The sequence below is a fragment of the Sphingobacterium hotanense genome (genome assembly GCF_008274825.1).
GTDB lineage: Bacteria > Bacteroidota > Bacteroidia > Sphingobacteriales > Sphingobacteriaceae > Sphingobacterium > Sphingobacterium hotanense.
This window is the reverse complement of record NZ_CP030848.1, coordinates 2338972-2355996: the sequence shown is the minus strand read 5'-3', so window position 1 is coordinate 2355996 and position 17025 is coordinate 2338972. Positions and strand designations below refer to the sequence as shown.

Annotated in this window: 15 protein-coding genes; 8 read left to right on the top strand and 7 right to left on the bottom strand. The window is 40.0% G+C overall.

Annotation, left to right across the window (positions count from 1 at the left end; genetic code table 11):
* Positions 1-35: 35 nt before the first annotated feature.
* Both DSM08_RS09785 and mazG read right to left on the bottom strand, forming a co-directional pair.
* Positions 36-1205, bottom strand: coding sequence for a serine hydrolase domain-containing protein (locus tag DSM08_RS09785; RefSeq protein WP_149525982.1), 1170 nt, complete (start codon positions 1203-1205; stop codon positions 36-38).
* A gap of 53 nt (positions 1206-1258) precedes the next feature.
* The gene (gene mazG, locus DSM08_RS09780) at positions 1259-2062 is read right to left on the bottom strand and encodes a nucleoside triphosphate pyrophosphohydrolase (protein WP_149525981.1); all 804 of its coding nucleotides are present in this window, start codon (positions 2060-2062) and stop codon (positions 1259-1261) included.
* Positions 2063-2132: 70 nt separating this feature from the next.
* Between mazG and DSM08_RS09775 the strand changes: the two genes are divergently transcribed.
* Complete coding sequence (locus DSM08_RS09775) at positions 2133-2441, top strand: hypothetical protein (protein WP_187773825.1); 309 nt, start codon at positions 2133-2135, stop codon at positions 2439-2441.
* Positions 2442-2655: 214 nt separating this feature from the next.
* On the top strand, positions 2656-3597 hold the full coding sequence (locus DSM08_RS09770; protein ID WP_149525980.1) for a hydrogen peroxide-inducible genes activator: 942 nt from the start codon (positions 2656-2658) through the stop codon (positions 3595-3597).
* A gap of 241 nt (positions 3598-3838) precedes the next feature.
* Here the strand turns inward: DSM08_RS09770 and DSM08_RS09765 are convergent, their stop codons facing one another.
* Positions 3839-4429 carry a riboflavin synthase gene (locus DSM08_RS09765; protein ID WP_149525979.1) on the bottom strand — a complete coding sequence of 197 codons (591 nt, stop codon included), beginning with the start codon at positions 4427-4429 and terminating at the stop codon, positions 3839-3841.
* An 812-nt stretch (positions 4430-5241) separates the two neighbouring features.
* Here DSM08_RS09765 and DSM08_RS09760 point away from each other — a divergent pair.
* Positions 5242-5577, top strand: coding sequence for a hypothetical protein (locus tag DSM08_RS09760; protein ID WP_149525978.1), 336 nt, complete (start codon positions 5242-5244; stop codon positions 5575-5577).
* Positions 5578-5662: 85 nt separating this feature from the next.
* Here DSM08_RS09760 and DSM08_RS09755 read toward each other — a convergent pair whose 3' ends face one another.
* Genes DSM08_RS09755 through DSM08_RS09745 form a run of 3 tightly spaced genes read right to left on the bottom strand, consistent with a single transcriptional unit; the run spans position 5663 to position 11749 of the window.
* The gene (locus DSM08_RS09755) at positions 5663-7165 is read right to left on the bottom strand and encodes a DUF4886 domain-containing protein (protein WP_149525977.1); all 1503 of its coding nucleotides are present in this window, start codon (positions 7163-7165) and stop codon (positions 5663-5665) included.
* 29 nt (positions 7166-7194) lie between these two features.
* Positions 7195-8724, bottom strand: coding sequence for a RagB/SusD family nutrient uptake outer membrane protein (locus tag DSM08_RS09750; RefSeq protein WP_149525976.1), 1530 nt, complete (start codon positions 8722-8724; stop codon positions 7195-7197).
* Positions 8725-8743: 19 nt separating this feature from the next.
* Positions 8744-11749: a SusC/RagA family TonB-linked outer membrane protein gene (locus DSM08_RS09745; RefSeq protein ID WP_149525975.1), complete on the bottom strand. Its 3006-nt coding sequence runs from the start codon at positions 11747-11749 to the stop codon at positions 8744-8746.
* Between the two features lie 456 nt (positions 11750-12205).
* Here DSM08_RS09745 and DSM08_RS09740 point away from each other — a divergent pair, with 456 nt between their 5' ends.
* Positions 12206-13795, top strand: coding sequence for a Na+/H+ antiporter (locus DSM08_RS09740; protein WP_317131773.1), 1590 nt, complete (start codon positions 12206-12208; stop codon positions 13793-13795).
* Positions 13796-14269: 474 nt separating this feature from the next.
* On the opposite strand, the gene DSM08_RS09735 is transcribed toward DSM08_RS09740, so the two are convergent.
* Positions 14270-14932, bottom strand: a complete 663-nt coding sequence (locus tag DSM08_RS09735; RefSeq protein ID WP_149525974.1) for a helix-turn-helix domain-containing protein — start codon at positions 14930-14932, stop codon at positions 14270-14272.
* A 91-nt stretch (positions 14933-15023) separates the two neighbouring features.
* Here DSM08_RS09735 and DSM08_RS09730 point away from each other — a divergent pair, with 91 nt between their 5' ends.
* From DSM08_RS09730 to DSM08_RS09715, 4 genes are read left to right on the top strand one after another with little or no spacing between them, the layout of a single operon-like run.
* Complete coding sequence (locus tag DSM08_RS09730; RefSeq protein ID WP_149525973.1) at positions 15024-15413, top strand: YbjN domain-containing protein; 390 nt, start codon at positions 15024-15026, stop codon at positions 15411-15413.
* A gap of 5 nt (positions 15414-15418) precedes the next feature.
* Positions 15419-16108, top strand: coding sequence for a PspA/IM30 family protein (locus DSM08_RS09725; protein ID WP_149525972.1), 690 nt, complete (start codon positions 15419-15421; stop codon positions 16106-16108).
* A 4-nt stretch (positions 16109-16112) separates the two neighbouring features.
* Positions 16113-16304 (top strand): DUF4177 domain-containing protein, encoded by a 192-nt coding sequence (locus DSM08_RS09720; RefSeq protein ID WP_149525971.1) that lies wholly within the window; start codon positions 16113-16115, stop codon positions 16302-16304.
* A gap of 9 nt (positions 16305-16313) precedes the next feature.
* Positions 16314-17006, top strand: coding sequence for an OB-fold-containig protein (locus DSM08_RS09715; protein WP_149525970.1), 693 nt, complete (start codon positions 16314-16316; stop codon positions 17004-17006).
* The last annotated feature ends 19 nt before the right edge of the window (positions 17007-17025 follow it).

Below are 17025 nucleotides of genomic sequence, written 5' to 3'. Positions count from 1 at the left end.
AACTTTCGGTATTTCGCTAAAAGCCGAAGTTAATCCTACTGAATACGAGACCCTAGCATCTGATAAGCCTGATCGATAAAGTTATAGAAAGAAGATTGAGGGTTATTTCGGCCAATCTTATCAATGCCATGACCGAGGCGTACGATTATCAGTTCATCTTGCGGCACCACGATTACATATTGCCCCAAATGCCCATCCATATAGAAATAACGTTTATCCTTATATTGGCCCATCCACCAACCATAGCCATACTGTGGTGACTCGGGATATCTAGGTTGTATCGATTTGGCAACATAAGCCGAATCAAGCAACTGCTGTCCGTTCCATCGACCATGGTTTAGATATAGTTTTCCAAATCTCGCAAAGTCTTTGGCGTTGCTGGCAATGCAGCAATAGGCCTTTTCAATTCCGTATTTCTCACTATCCACCTGCCAGATAGCGCTATGTTCAGCGCCCATCGGCTTCCAGAAGTAAGTGGACATCAATTCACTCAAGGTAGATTTTGTAGCGCGTTGTAAAGCGATTCCGAGCATCTGCGTATCGCCACTTTGGTATATAAACTTCAAACCAGGTTGTTTGTCAACAGGAAGTGCAGGAATGGCGCCCTGAATATCCTTATCGAAGTATAATCGGGTAGTAATGGAGAAGGGATTATAATAGCTCTCATCCCAAGTGATGCCCGAACTCATGGAGACTAAATTTTCCATAGTCAAGGCCTCAGCGAATGGACCAGCCAGTTCGGGCACAAAATCCTTCACCTTTTGCTGCAGGCTGCTCACTTTTCCTTCTTCCAGTGCTTTTCCTAAAAGAGCAGCAGTAATGCTTTTCGCCATCGAAAAGGAATTGGATTTTGAGCTGTCTGAATAGCCTCCATAGTATTCCTCGAACCAAACGCTATCTTGATGGATGATGACGTAGGCAACAGATCCCCAACGTTCGTGAATGCGTTTTAAGGAATCCGTCAGCGGGACGGAGTTGTAAGCGGTAGATTTTGCCCAAGACTGTGGGGTGCCAGCGTCGATCTTATGGTTGTCGAAATAGCGATAATCGTCGAGATAGGCGGTCTGATGACCCTGCATATAGATGACATAAACACCTTTTAATATATAATCTACCCCAAAGGCATACATAGCAATAAGCAAAACGAGAACAAGGCTAACAAGAGAGATTGCTAACCATTTAAGAAACTTGAAGAAGTAATTCATATTGGGAAACCTTGGTACGCTTAAAGTTATCAAAAAGAATGCGTAATAAGATATTATTTTACGCTTTTGGCCTCATTCCAATATACATCCATTTCCTCCAACGTCATGTCTTTCAATTCTCTACCATGCTTCTTTGCTTTCTCTTCTAAATAGCTGAAGCGGAAGATGAATTTCTTGTTCGTTTTTTCCAGCGCATTCTCCGGATTGATGCCGATATGACGGGCATAGTTTATCAAAGAAAACAGCAGATCGCCGAATTCCGATTCCGCACGTTCTTTATTTATCGCTTCCTGATTGATGTCAAATTCGGCCTTGAACTCTGCAAGTTCCTCTTCCACCTTTGCCCAAACCTCTTTTTTATCCTCCCAGTCGAAACCAACTCCCCTAACTTTGTCTTGGATTCTGTAGGCCTTTACCAATGCAGGTAGACTCTTCGGAACACCCGATAAAACCGATTTATTTCCTTCTTTGAGTTTCAAGCTTTCCCAATTCTGCTTTACGTCTTCCTCGTTTTCTACGACCGTATCGCTATAAATATGGGGATGTCTAGAAATCAACTTATCGCAGATAGCATTCAATACATCAACGATATTGAATTGTTCTTCCTCTTCAGCAATGCGAGCATAAAAAACCAAGTGCATCAATATATCACCCAATTCTTTCTTGATCTCCGGCATATCATTTTCCAAAATAGCGTCGGCCAGTTCATACATTTCTTCGATGGTCAAATGTCGCAGACTTTCCATCGTCTGTTTCTTGTCCCACGGACACTCAGCACGCAGGGTATAAAGTACTTCTAATAATCGTTCGAATGCTTCAGCGGGTGTGTTTTTAGCTGTAGGAGGGATGATCGCCATGAATATTGTGGTTTCTTTGATAAAACAATAAGTAAAGTTAGCTGTTTTTAATGTAAAGAAGATTAATACCATGGAGAAATCAACTTACAAGTACGCTTCAGCATCGGAAGCATTAAAACATCTTACGGACTCAGGCTATACAGTAGATTTTAATATCGAATTTGACGAGCTGTCTGTAGAAGCGGGAGACTATGAGATCGACTATCTATATCGTTATGAAGGCATGACAGATCCCGCTGACGAATCAACCGTATACGGAATTAGAAATATCCACAACGGGAAAAAAGGAGTTTTCGTTGCTGGTGATCTTTCCCTTATCGAAGGAAAGAAAAGAGATATTATTCTAGAGTTAGAATTGCGCTATAGAAATAAGCAATAGTCAATTCTGATAAATACTTAAGTGAGCTTAGGCATAGCATCGATTGCTGTGCCTTTGTTTTTTCAGAAATTGTCTGTCTTTAAGGGCCTTTAAGAACTTTCTTTCTTGTCTTTGTTTCAAGGCCAACATAAAAGTTGTTTTAATGTCTTATTTGAGTGTTGCAGTAGCATTTCCGTAATCACCTTCGTACATTTGTATAGTTAAAATTTATAGCATGACCCTAGTTCAATTAGAATATATTATAGCGGTGGATACCTACCGCAGTTTTGTAGCCGCTGCTGAGAAATGTTTTGTGACGCAGCCTACGCTGAGTATGCAGATTCAAAAGTTGGAGGAGTCGCTAGGGGTTAAGATTTTTGATCGAAGCAGGCAGCCGGTTGTACCGACTGAGATCGGCGAGAAAATTATTGAACAGGCGCGTACCGTGCTGACCGAAAGTAAAAAGATCGCTGAACTATTGCAGGCTGAGCGCGGAGAACTCACCGGAGATCTTCGAATTGGTGTGATTCCTACTGTTGCACCCTATTTACTGCCCAATGTGATTTCCAACTTCCTAAAGAAATATACCAAGCTAAAACTTCATATTTGGGAATATACCACCGAACAGATAATTCAAGAATTGAAACTCGGAACATTGGACTGTGGGATTCTGTCGACTCCTTTACATGAGCCCTCTATTCAAGAAACGCCGCTGTTTTATGAAACTTTTGTCGCCTACGTCTCCGAACGTAGTGGATTGTTTGGCAAGAAAGCGGTAGGACCTGATGAGCTGTCTGAGGATAAGCTATGGTTATTGAATGAAGGACACTGCATGCGTGGACAGGTGCTCAGTATCTGTAATTATAAGCATAACCATTCGCTTGAAGGTACTTTCGATTATAATACGGGAAGCGTGGAAACGCTTAAACGCATGGTTGATCTAAATGGAGGGATAACAATTCTGCCTGAGATGAGCATCGTCAGTTATAATGATGAGCAAATGCAACATATTCGTTATTTCAAGTCACCAGAACCAGTCAGAGAAATAAGCTTAGTGACTCCTCAGAATTACGTGAAGAAACATGCGATCAATACGCTGAAGAACGAGATTCTCAATATCGTTCCGGAACGATTTAAGTCTAGAAAGAAAAAAGAGGTGATGGGATTTTCGTTGTAGGGGACAAAAAATAGTACGCCAATGCGTAGAGCCGTTTTACGAAACGGCTCCCAACACAATTTTTATATGAAAGTGTCTGTTTTCAATGGCCATCAAGAACTTTCATTCCTGTTGGTGTTTCAAAGGAAACATGAAAGTTTTATATGAAAATGTATTTTTTGAATTCCAATATGCCATTTTAGATTTCTAGCTTCAGCTTTTCCAATCTATAATTTCAGACCCCTAGAATTCAGTTTCGATATTATCCTCTCAATTCCATGATACGGGTTACATATTTCCCGATAATATCAAATTCCAGATTTACTGTTTGGCCAACTTGAAGGTCTTTCATATTAGTATGTTCCAATGTAAATGGAATAATCGCTACAGAGAAACTATTTCTTTCCGAGTTTACTACTGTTAAACTTATTCCATTAACTGTAATGGATCCTTTTTCCACAGTTATATTCTTTGGTCCCGGTTCATATTCAAAAGTAAACAGCACACTGCCATCTTGCGGGTCAGCTGCGACACAGATTGCGGTTTGATCTACATGGCCTTGAACGATATGACCATCTAGTCGGCCACCGATTTGGGTACAGCGTTCTAGATTGACCGCATCACCTTCCTTGAGTAAACCTAGGTTGCTTTTTTCTAAGGTCTCTTTTATTGCAGTAACTTTATGAACTCCAGGCTCCAATTGTACAACCGTTAAACAAACGCCATTATGCGATACGCTTTGATCCACCTTTAGCTCGTCACTAATGGCAGATTCTATATAGAAATGCAGGTTTGATAATTCTGACTCTATTTTTTGAACAGTTCCAATTGTTTCAATGATTCCTGTGAACATATAACTCCTTTTTGTTTATATACAAATATACGGTATTGCTTTCTATTAGGCTAGGAGGGGGATTCTTAAAATATTTTAAAAAATCTTTGCAAAAGTGTAAATTGTACACTATCTTTGTGTCATCATAATTTAGGTTTATAATTGGTTATTAAAGGTTTTCATTCTCCCCGTTTGAAAACCTTTATCTTTTAAAATTAATAACCTGATTTCCAACTGGTTAATGTTTTTGCATTAAAGTACAGCCTTTAATTACACAAATATATTTGCGATTTTCAAAATAATTTATCTACCTTTGTCTTAGGTTTAGGTTGATTACCTCGATAAGAGGTTTTATTTAAAGCTTGAGCGGTCGCCCGATTGTCTCAAGCTTTATTTTTTTATTACAGTTTTCAATCGAAATAATCGTATTTTTTCATGAATTTATATAAACCCGCTGTTTAGACATATAGTAAGGGTTAAAATGATGTGGGTTAAAAGTTCAACTATCAATTGATTTCTCATATATGAAATGTAACATATTAATAATCACTCTTTGGATATTTACAATTGGATTGTTACTCTTGCTAGGGTTATTATTGTCCCGTATCCCATCATTCTCTTTTCCTTCGCAAATTGGTGCTGTAGTAATACTGGTTACACTTTTTATTGGTTCTGCTGCTATTGCAAAACTGTTTTAGGAAATATTCGATAATTTAAAATTCACACTCACGTTCGCTGTTATTTTATCATTAGCGTCAATTATTCTATCATATAAGGTTTATACACCCAAACTAACGATTACAGTCCCTAAAGGATTTACAGGTCGGATAACTTTGATACGATCTAACTTATCTAAAAACCTCTTAAATGTAGATAGCAACGGAATTGGATACATTCGAAACCATAATTTTAAACAGTTTGATATGAACCCAGTTGTTCTGGAGGTAGATGGGACTGATATAAGTAGTCGAGCTGTAGGGTTTATCCCTAGTGAATTCTGGGTAGACACTGTTATTCGTGCCCATCCCGAACTTAATGGTCAAAGGATGTTAAAAATCTCCTATGTGCATTTTGAGGTGGTCCCTAAAGGGCAAGAGGGGCGTCGTCAAGACTATGGAATTGATTTGACGGGTCTAGTAGATACAGCAAAACTGTATCGAGCGGATTGATATTTTACTCATCAATGCACAAAGGCTGCCTTTGTAGACAGCCTCATGCAATTGACTTTCACACTACAATATTGTTCTATCAATCTTAATTGCTTGACATCAATCGAAGCGCTGAAATGTAGAAGAATCCTGTACCATTATTATTGTTCTCGCCCGCAGTGATAGTAATGGTTATTTTTCCATTAGCATCTGGTTGTACGTCTTTTGCTACAGCAATGTTGCTGGAGTTGCTTGAGGTATTTAGTGCCACAGAAACTTCATTCAAGCCTTTACAGATGTATTTGGTTTCCCGATTATCGCTTACATTTCCACGAGCTCCGAAGAACGATAGATTGTATTTTAAATCTTTATCGAGTCCTGTAAGTTCAACTTTGGACTGAACAATACGCATGCCACCAAAGTCAGCCTTCGAGTTTCCGAAATAAGAATATTTAGAAACGTTTGCAGGCATGTTTAGTGGAGTCGTAGTCGTAGTCGGTCCATCAGCATTAACGCTGTTAAAACGCTCTGTAATGGTTGCTTTAATACCGGTATAAGAGCCCAAGCTATCTTTCAGACTCGCAGAAGTTCCGGCCAAGAATGAGCTTAACTGGTTCCAACGTTCTGAAGCGGCATTATTACCGAAGTCGATAAGCACCGCGCTTGTCAATGGTCCACCGACACCACCTTGGAAATCGGTCATCTGAGTTACTTCATAGGGTTTTAATACGGCTAAATGCGCAGCATTCTGCGCGATAGAGCTTTCGAAGGCAGAAAGTCCATCTGGCTTATAGGCCATGCCCACTGCTGACTTCTTAAACAAGGTTTCAAACCAAGTGCATGCAGCTATATAGCGACCAAATGGAATTGTTAGATGATATCCGTCGCGAGTAAAGTTGTCGCCTACAAGTGAAGTGCGCGCATTTTGGATTGCTGTTCCTGCAGGTATGATGATGTTAATAGGAGCGACGTCTTTAACCTGTTTAGATACATCCACAATCGCTTCATACATCTTCATCTGATCTTTGTCGTAGTTTGCAAAGCCTTCATGCGTGGAGTTCTGCTGATAAGCCCAAGTCTGATGATAAATGTACTGTACATTTGGATTTAATGCCTTTTCTTTGACCATATTAAATACAGTCGGAAGCGCATCTTTTATTGTCTGTAGCTGCCCAGAATTTTGACTAACTTGTTGGAAGGAAATGTAATCCCAATGCTCGTCCATTAAAGCCGTTTGTATTGAAACTTTTGGAAACACTTTCCTCGCCCCATCAGCACCTATCTTTCTATATTCGTAGGCTGCTCCGTTGTTTTCGATGTTGCGTTTGTGCAGTTCTAATGAGGCACCACCGATATAAAGATTTCCGATGATGACAGTTTTGCCGCTTTCTTTCGCTAGTTCATAGAGATGAGATTCAATCGCATCTTCCGAAAAGCTATTTCCAATAGCAAGGATACGGATGTAGCCATCGGTTGGTGCAACTAGGGAAGGGGATATATCTGCATCCGGTAATTTATTGGGATTCCCGTCTTTTTTACAGGAAAAAGCTACTGTCATCATCATGATGATCAGTAAGCTTTGTGATATTTTATAGAATAACTTATTCATGTCGTTCAAATTGATTGGTTAGAATCGGACTAGTATCCAGGATTTTGTGTTAATACTCCTTTTGTTAAGTCGATCTGTGTCTGAGGAATTGGCAATAACACATCGCGCGAGTTTTGGAAGTTAGTTTTTCCGGCAGCATGTAAAGCTGTTTGTGCTGTGCCCCAGCGCACTAAATCAAAGAAACGATCATGTTCCATTGCCAATTCGATTCTTCGCTCATGACGAATTTTATTGCGTAAGGCCGCTTGGTCGGTGTCAGTGACATCAGGCAAGACGCCTGCTGCTGCACCGCGACGCGCACGTTCTCGTACTGAATTAAGTAAAGTGCGTGCTTCATCAGTCTTTCCAAGCTCATTGGCAGATTCCGCCAGCATCAAAACTACGTCTGCATAGCGGAGAATGCGAATATTCATCCACCAGGAGCCGCGACTGATGCTATTTCTCATGGCAGGATCACTTAAGACCTTGTGGTTGTACATAGGGTTAGGTACATCCGCTGGATAAACCGGCATAGGCTCATTATACATTGAGACGTTTGTTTTACCAGCAACGCTGGAGTAAAGAATAGTCCGCGCTTTTCGCGGATCTCCTGCCTCGTAGGCCGCTTCAAGTGCAGCACTAGGTGTATTCCATCCCCAGCCTAGATTCCAGTTACCAGCACCACGAACGCCCTGTAGATTGGCATATTGGATACCGTTCTTAGTGGTCTCATCGGGGGATGCTGTACCCTGGATTTCGAAAATCGATTCTCTTCCATTTTCACCTTTTTCCGAAAAGATATCAGCATAGTTTTGAGATAGGTCATATAAACCTGAACTCTTTACTGTATTAGCTGCATCATAAGCTTGCTGCCATTTCTTCTGAGTAATATAAACCTTGGCTAATAATCCGTTCGCAGCTCCCTTCGTCGCACGACCTATAAATTTACTATCCCAGGTATCCGGAAGGTTTTGTGCCGCAAATTTAAGGTCTTCTTCAACGAATGTATAGATTTCCGCAGCACTGCTCTGCGGTATATTGTTTTGTGTTGCAGGGTCCGACGACCAAGTCTCAAATTTCGGAACTCGACCAAATAAACGTACGAGCATAAAGTAAGAGTATCCACGTAGGAACCTCGCTTCAGCAGTAGCCTGAATTTTCAATTGTTCATCTTGGCCTTCCTTTGATATACTATCGATTTGATACATCGCACGGTTGGTTTGATTCACTAATCCAAAATAACCTAACCATAGAGCGTTTGCACGTCCGCTGGTCGCTAATACCGGGAAGTTATCCATCGAGATCACGTCTGCACCACCATCGGAAGCTGTACTGCCTTTGTCAGCGTCGTCGCTACGAATACTTGTTGCATTTACAAATCCATCAACATGGACATTGTAGCTACGAAGATCATTATATGCTGCAAAGATAAATCGGTCGTAGGGCGTACCGCCCTCTGGATATGGATAAGTATCTTCTGTATATTTTCCTTGAGGCGGAGTGTCTAAAAACTTCTCACAACTACTGAAAAGAACGATTGAACATCCTATACTCAGTGCAATTTTTATATATTTTGACATCTTTAATTTTCTTAAAAAGTTAAAACGATAGGTTAACACCGAAGGAGTAAGTTGTCGGGATTGGGTAAGTTCCATTATCCGTACCCCCGGCAATCAAGCTTCCGATTGCTGCTTCCGGTGTATATCCAGTGACTTTGCTCCAGGTTTTTAAGTTCTGTACATTGACGAATAATCTAGCCTTTCTGATGAACGTTCTTGCTAAAAGATCATCGTTGAAGCTATAGCCTAACTGTACTGTTCGGATACGGAAGAAATCTCCAGGCTCCAAAAAGTAGGAGCTAAACTTGTAGTTGTTACCACGGCTATTATCTAAAATTGGCTCTACATTGCTGCTTCCAGGGCCTGTCCAAGCATTAAGACGATTAACCTCATAATTCAAGTCGGCAAAGTTTCTTGTTCTTCTTTGCGCGTAGATCTTGTTTCCTGCAACGCCATTACCTTCCAATTGTAAATCAAATCCTTTGTATCCTACGGTGAAGTTAATTCCGAAATTATGAGGTGGGAAAGGCGTACCTAGATAAGTTCTGTCTTTTTCGGTAATTGCACCATCCCCATCTATGTCGGCAAAGGCAATATCGCCAGGAGCAGATCCCGGTTGTACAGCCATATTCTCAATGTCATCGATGGTTTGGTAGATTCCTATCTGCTTGTAACCATAGAAGTATCCAATGGATTGACCCGTTTCGGTCACATTCGCTCCGTCATTTCCTAATATTCTGAAATTAACGTTATCACCGATCGAGTTGACAAAGTTTTTGTTGTAGGAATAGTTTGCATTGACACCATAGCGAAAGTCGTCCATTTGATTGTTCCATCCCATCGATACCTCGATACCACGGTTCGTAATCTCACCTAAGTTGGTGAAGTAACGATCATCCGTAGCTGGAAGCGTCAGTATGGTTAGGATATCTTTGGTCGTACGGTCATATAGGTTAATCTCCGCGTTAAATTTATTGTTGAAAGCTTTTATGTCAAGTCCTAAATCCATCCCTTGTACAATTTCCCAATGTAAATTCGGGTCAGGAATGTAATCTGCCTTCACAGAAGTATAGATATTGTCTCCAAAGATTGCAGTATTCGCATTGACTAGTCCTGGCAAGTAGACGTTATCCGGAACACCATTTTGATTTCCAAGTTTACCCCATGCAAAACGCAATTTCATGAAATTGATTTTTTCGATGTTTTCAAAGAATGCTTCTTCTGAAAGTACCCATCCTAAACCTACTGATCCGAATGTACCCCAACGATTTTTTGGAGCAAATTTCGATGACCCATCACGTCTAACCGTTGCATTCAGTAAGTATCGGTTTTTGTAAGCGTAGCTAGCGCGAGCAAAAGCACCCATTACGGTGTTTTGTGAACCTCTGCCGGAATAGCTGCCTTTAGGATTTGAATCCTGATTGATGATATCCAAATACCAGAAATCCGAGGTCGGAGGGACATTGGTTGAAGTATCGCGTCTAGAACCTTCCAAGGCCGTATTATCATTGAACACTGTCGTAAAACCACCAACAGCTGTTAAACGATGATCTTCATTAAAAGACTTGTCCCATGTAAGGGTATGGTCTTGCTGGAATCTTCTGAACTCTTCACTTTTTTGGTTGACTGATGTAAACACGCGGTCATCTTGAAAGAAAGTATCTTCGCCGCCATTCTCACCCAAATAGATGAATCTTGCAGCAAGCGGTGAATAACCACGGCTGTTATTGAAACCAAGGTCGGTATAAACCGTAGATTTCCATTTCAAGCCTTCCATGATTTTTACTTCGGCAAATAAACTCCCTACAAAACGATATCCCCTAGGCATAGAAGTACCATCCAAACGATTCAATGTTGACATTACGTTTCCTACTTGCGCACGTTGGAACGAAGGCATACCATAGAACGTATTCTCGTCGTATTGAACTCCAACAATTGGAGCCGACCAGAGCGCATTTGTAAGTGTTACATTCGTTGGGTTCATATTCCAGTATGAGCCGGAAATGTCTCCACCTATTTTAACGCGTTCCGATACTTTCAACTCTTGATTTAAGCGTGCTGTAAAACGTTCGTAATCACCGTTTCTAACAACACCTTCCTGTTTGTTATATCCTAAGCTGAAGTGGGTAGATGACTTTTCGGTGGAATTTGAAATGCTTAAGTTATTGTTTGTCGTCATGGCTGTTCTTAAGATTAAGTCCTGCCAATCCGTGTTTGCCGTATATTTTGTATAATCAAATGGTGCTTTCCCCAAGTTAACCAACTGCATATCATACAATCTTTTAAATCCCTCAGCATCAACCACTTCAATACGATCATTTACTTGATCGAATCCTACGGAACCTGAAAAGTTGATTGCCGTTCTTCCTTGAGCTGCTTTTTTAAGCGTTACTGCAATAACACCGTTAGCACCTCGTAAACCATATATGGCAATCGAAGAAGGATCTCTCAATACGTCTAGTGACTCAATATCCTGCGGCGAGATAAAGTCTATATTATCATGCAGAACTCCGTCGACCACATATAATGGATTCGAGTTATTGGTACTGTTGACACCACGAATACGCACTGTAGGCGAACCGCCTGGAGTGCCTGAGTTGGATATGGTCAAACCCGCAACTTTACCTTGTAAGGAGCTAATTGGGTTTGCATTCGGCATATTGGCAATGGCTTCGCCTTTTACCTGAGCTATAGATCCAGTCAAATCCACCTTCCTCTGCGTTCCGTATCCTACGACAACGACTTCTTCCAGTGTCTCATCAGCGCTTTGCAGAGAAATATTGAAGAAGGTTTGGTCACCAACAGGCATTGTCCTCGTGACATATCCGATAAAGGTGAATGTGATTGAATCAGTAGGGGAGGCTTCTAAAGTAAATTTACCTGCTTCATCGGTTTGCGTCGATACAGGTTTTTCTTTGAGCGCAACAGTAACCCCCGGAATAACTGTTGAGCTTTGTCCGTCTTTTACTGTTCCGGAAATTGTGGTTTGGGCATACGACATTTGTACCCCAAATACAATACATAAGAACATAAATAGATGCTTCATATGATTTGGTTTTATAGATTTATAAAAAGGTAAACAAGTAATAGTATTTCTATAACAAAGGTTGTGATGTATATGTTTGATTACAAATTATTCATTAACACATTTCTACATCAGTGATAACACTATTGCTCAAATTAACTATAGATAATTCATAATATCTTGATATTATTTGATTTACAGATAAAAAATACCTCTCAAAATGTTCTTCATAGTGTGTGATTTACACTTAATATGTCGTGTGGTAATGATGTAGTAAAACTCGCTAAAAAGTGGATATTTCTTCCTCAAAATGGATTCTACATCACACAAATATTTTTCCCTATCTAAATGTGGATGTCAGCATCTAACCACAAACGAAATAAGTTTGCTATTCGACTAGCCACGTTAGCTAAAAATATAACAGATAATAACGTATTTAGTGTCCCTATTTTTGAAAAAAACTATCACACTAACTACATGATGCATAAGCTGCTACCTTTTGTTTTGGTCCTTATCCTATTAACCGTATTCTTGACGATATGGGCTAATAAGCTGAAGATCGCCTATCCGATTTTATTGGTCGTTGCAGGTTTAACAATAAGTTTTATTCCGGGCCTCCCCATTATCAAAATCGATCCGGACTTGATATTTTTTATTTTTCTGCCTCCCTTGTTATTTGAAGCGGCCTGGGGCGTGTCTTTCAAAGAAATGAAGAAATGGTGGCGCATTATCGGAAGTTTTGCGTTTTTGGTCGTTTTCTTTACTGCGCTTCTAGTTGCCATCGTTACAAACCATATAATCCCGGGCTTTAGCATTGCCTTAGGTTTTGTTCTCGGTGGAATCGTGTCACCGCCTGACGCGGTAAGCACGGGAGCAATTACCAAGTTTGTTAAGATTCCCAAATCCACACAAGCCATTCTTGAGGGCGAGAGTTTGCTTAATGATGCTTCATCCTTGATTATTTTTCGATTCGCGTTGGTAGCTGTCGGCACGGGTCAATTCATCTGGCAGGAAGCTGCTGTTGATTTCCTTTGGATGCTATTTGGTGGCGTAGGTATTGGTTTGTTAATAGCATTGATTTTCATGTGGATACATAAGCGTTTATCAACTGATGCTCCATCTGATATCGCACTGACGTTGATCGAACCATATTTTATGTATTGGATTGCCGAGCAAGTGCATTGCTCAGGTGTTCTAGCTGTTGTCGCCGGAGGGTTATTTCTTTCTTCGAAACGACTTAGCTATTTATCCAGTAGCAGTCGAATCAAGGGATACAGTGTCTGGGAGAGCTTCGTATTCCTATTGAACGGCATGGTGTTCTTACTTATCGGGCTTGAACTTCCTGAAATTGTGGCTGGAATGCGTTCGAATGGTCTGCCATTATCAACAGCGATTGGGTATGTTGTTTTAGTTACGATCGTATTGATCGCTGCTCGTATATTATCGGCTTATGCTGGTATGTTAGCAACCATTATTTTTCGTCCGCAAGTTGCTCACCAGCAACAATTCTCAAAACGGCGCTGGACAACACCCTTATTAATGGGGTGGACCGGAATGAGGGGGGTGGTGTCGCTAGCGGCGGCTCTTGCTATCCCGCTGACCCTTCCCAATGGAGAAGCTTTTCCTTATAGAAATTTGATTCTCTTTATCACGTTTGTCGCTATTCTTTTAACCCTTGTCATACAAGGCTTAACATTGCCTTACCTAATTGAAAAGACTAAGCTTTTTGTAGGACTGGAGAATGAAGGTGAATTGGAAAGAAATACGCGGTTAAAAATGAAAACCGGCCTTAAGCAACACGTTTATGCTTTTGTAAAGGAAAAGTATGAGCAACAATATCTTGGTCATGCAGGAATGGAAAGGATATTAAAACATTGGGAGGATCAATCGAAAGTACAAGACAGTTCTTGGATGGATGAGACCAGTAGGGAGATTCTATTGGATATCTTCGCCGAACAGCGCGCATATCTGACTACCCTAAATAAAGAAGCCGAGTTTGACGAGGATATTATCAGACAGCAGATTTATCAAATTGATCTGGAGGAGGAGCGGTTGAAGTATGTGTAGATTAGATTTTAGATGTTAGATGTGAGATGTTAGAATATGGTCTAAGGATTGGGATGAGTGATAATCTATTGACTTCTTTTTCTCTGCCCTTACAGGCCCATAGCATAACCCTTTTCAAGTGGGTTTGATTGGGTTTTAAAAGGGTTATGAAAGGGCTTTACAAGGGGTTTAAGTAGAAGGAGGGTTAAGGGGATTAGTATCTTGTCGTTGAACGAGGAAAGGAAGGGTGGAAGGATATTTTGTCTTTGAACCAGGAAAGGAAGGATTTGAGGATGAACAGGATCCTGTCAATCCTTGCATCCTTCCTTTCCTGGTTCAAAACAAACTTTCCTTTCTTTCCTGGTTCAAGACAAACGTCATACAAAGAAACGTCTCCTTAAAATTGGGACGTAAGTCTAATTACTAAAAAGAAGAGCGTAGTCAGGCTAGCCCGCTACGCTCTAATGTCTTATATCTAATATCTAACGTCTAATTTTACGCAATTTTCTCATACTTTCCGTGTAGTTTCCAGAAGCAGCCCATATCTTCTACAGAGAAGCTTTGTTTTTTCCAGTCGTTGAGCAGTAAATCTATTTGTTTGTTTTTAACCTCATAGGTTCCGAAAAAATAGTCGCTGCCTTTTATATAGAAGCCAAAGTGCTTATCTAAGGTATGTAGAATATCGAGTTGTAGTTTTTCGAAAAATAAGATGCTGTTTTCTTCGAATGGAAAAGCTGCAGGATGATGAATCAGGCCGTTGTGTTCAATCGCAATAACTTGATTCTTTGTGGTTATTGGGAAATAAAACATTGGCAGATCATCAATGCTGATTTTATTATCGCTGGACTGTTGTATAGTCTCCCGGTTTAAAAAATGGACAGGGTCCATGTTTTTTATAGCAAGCTGCGCGGAATCTTCGGTAAAATGGTCTTCAAAATTCAGAATCTCATTTACGGTAAGTTTCTTTTCTAATAGGTGTGCGACGGGTATGCTAAAATATTTTGCAATCTGCAGAATCACGGAGACCTTCGGTTCTGCGCGAAATTCTTCGTAGGACGAAATATTGCCTCTCGTAAGGTTAAATAGCTCTCCAAAGGCTTGTTGACTTAAACCTTTAACACTACGTAATTTTTTAATATTCGTTCCGATTTGGGTCATTATCAAAAATATTAAATTTTTATTGCAAAATAATTTTGCATTATTTATCTTTATGCAAACATTATTAGCAAATATATAAAAATATTAGCCAATGCCATTTAACAAAGTTGAAAAATACTTATTAGACCTAGGGTTTACCGTTACATCAAAGAATAGAGAGGAGGGTTTTTTCGTCGTTGAAAGTGAAGCGGAAGGGATCAAGAATTTAATTATTGGAGTTACAGCACCAATAATCATTTTCGAACAGTATCTATTTTCTTTGAAGCGAGATAACCTTGACGTCTTTAAATCCTTGCTGAAAAAGAATCGGGATATCATTCATGGTGCTTTTGCATTGACTGAGGACGGACGCCGCGTGATTTTTAGGTACACTTTACAATCACACAACCTAGATCAAAATGAGTTCGATGCAGCGATTAATTCGCTATCGCTGTTAATGAGTGAGTATTATGCACAATTGATTGAGTTTTCAAAACAGTAGTGAAGATGAACATATTTAAGAGATTATTAAAAATAGGGCAGTCAGAAATACATTCTTTGGTTGAAAAAATGGAAGATCCTATCGCTCTGACACAAGAGGTTATCAACGACATGAAAGGACAGCTTCTAGCGACCGAAGAGATGTATATTTCAGCGCGAGCTGTTGTTATTCGCCTAGAACATTCGATTGACGATAGAAAAGCGGAAGCTATAGTTTACGAGGAGAAAGCCGAGAAAGTACTATTGATGGCTCAGAACAAAGAACTGAGTAAAGAAAAGGCGGAAAGTTTGGCAATTGAAGCACTTCGCTTGCAGAAGCAGCTTTTAGATGAATCCGAGGATTTCAAAGAACAGGCTTTGATGCATAAAAAGAAGGTCGAGGAAATTGAAGAGAAAATCGATGTACTGAAATTTAATATTGGAAAATGGAAAAAAGAACTAGATTCGCTTATTGCTAAGAAGCAAATTAATAGCGCCACTGAATTTGCTAACCGTCAGATGGCCAATATCGACAATAACAGTACCGTTGACATGTTGAAGAAGCTTCGCTCGTCTGAACAAGAGGATGAGGCTTATGCTGAGGCGATAAATGAGCTCGCAAAGTTGAAGATGAATCAAGACATTGATTATGCTTTGGAATCGGGCGATTCAGTTAAAAAAGATTTAGAAAACCTTAAAAAGAAATTAGGATTATAAAACGATGAAAAGATTCGAATACAAAACAATTAAAATTGAACCTAAGGGGTTCTGGGGTTCCAATTTAGACGCAACAGAAATCGATAAGATTCTGAATGAATTGGGACAGCAAGGTTGGGAACTTGTTTCCATGCAAGATTTATCAGTCAGCGGAAGTTCCTGGAGTTTTCACTACACATTTAAAAGAGAACATTAAACGTTCATTATGACAGAGATCTGGAACATATTATTTAATCCGCTACCCAATGCAATAATGACTTTGTTAACAGGAATGTCCCTTGTTTACTGGTTGTTTACTATGCTGCTTGGGGATGGTTTCGAGATGGGAACTGACGCTGATATACAATTTGAAGGTGCCGATGTGCAAGATGTAGATATGGATGCGGATACGCAGGCTGATTTGGAGACCGAACAACATGTTGAACCCTCATTTTTTTCGAAAGTTATGGATTTTATATATGTAGGTAAAGCGCCTATGATGGTCCTCGTCACGTTATTTAAGTTTATTAGTTGGATCGTAACGATTGCTTCGTCGCTCGTTTTGAACCTAGCGGCTTTCGGGTGGAAGTCTGTACTGATATTGATACCGGTATTTATTCTGAGTTTCTTTCTATTACATTATGTTGCCATCCCATTCGTTAAGCTTTATAAGAATGTCGGCTATGCTGGGGAAGAGGCGCATGAGTTTATAGGTCGCTTGGGCAAAATGCGTTCAACGATTCAGGGTGAACAGCTAGGAGCAATAGAAGTCGTTATCAACTTAGATGTTATCCGACTGAATGTCAAGAGTAAGGATGGCTCTTTGTTAAGTTATGGTGACGATGTAATCGTGACGAATCAAGACCCAAACAAGAAGTTTTATATAGTGCAAAAAGATATCAATTTAAACAATATTTAACCAAATCAATACTTTAATA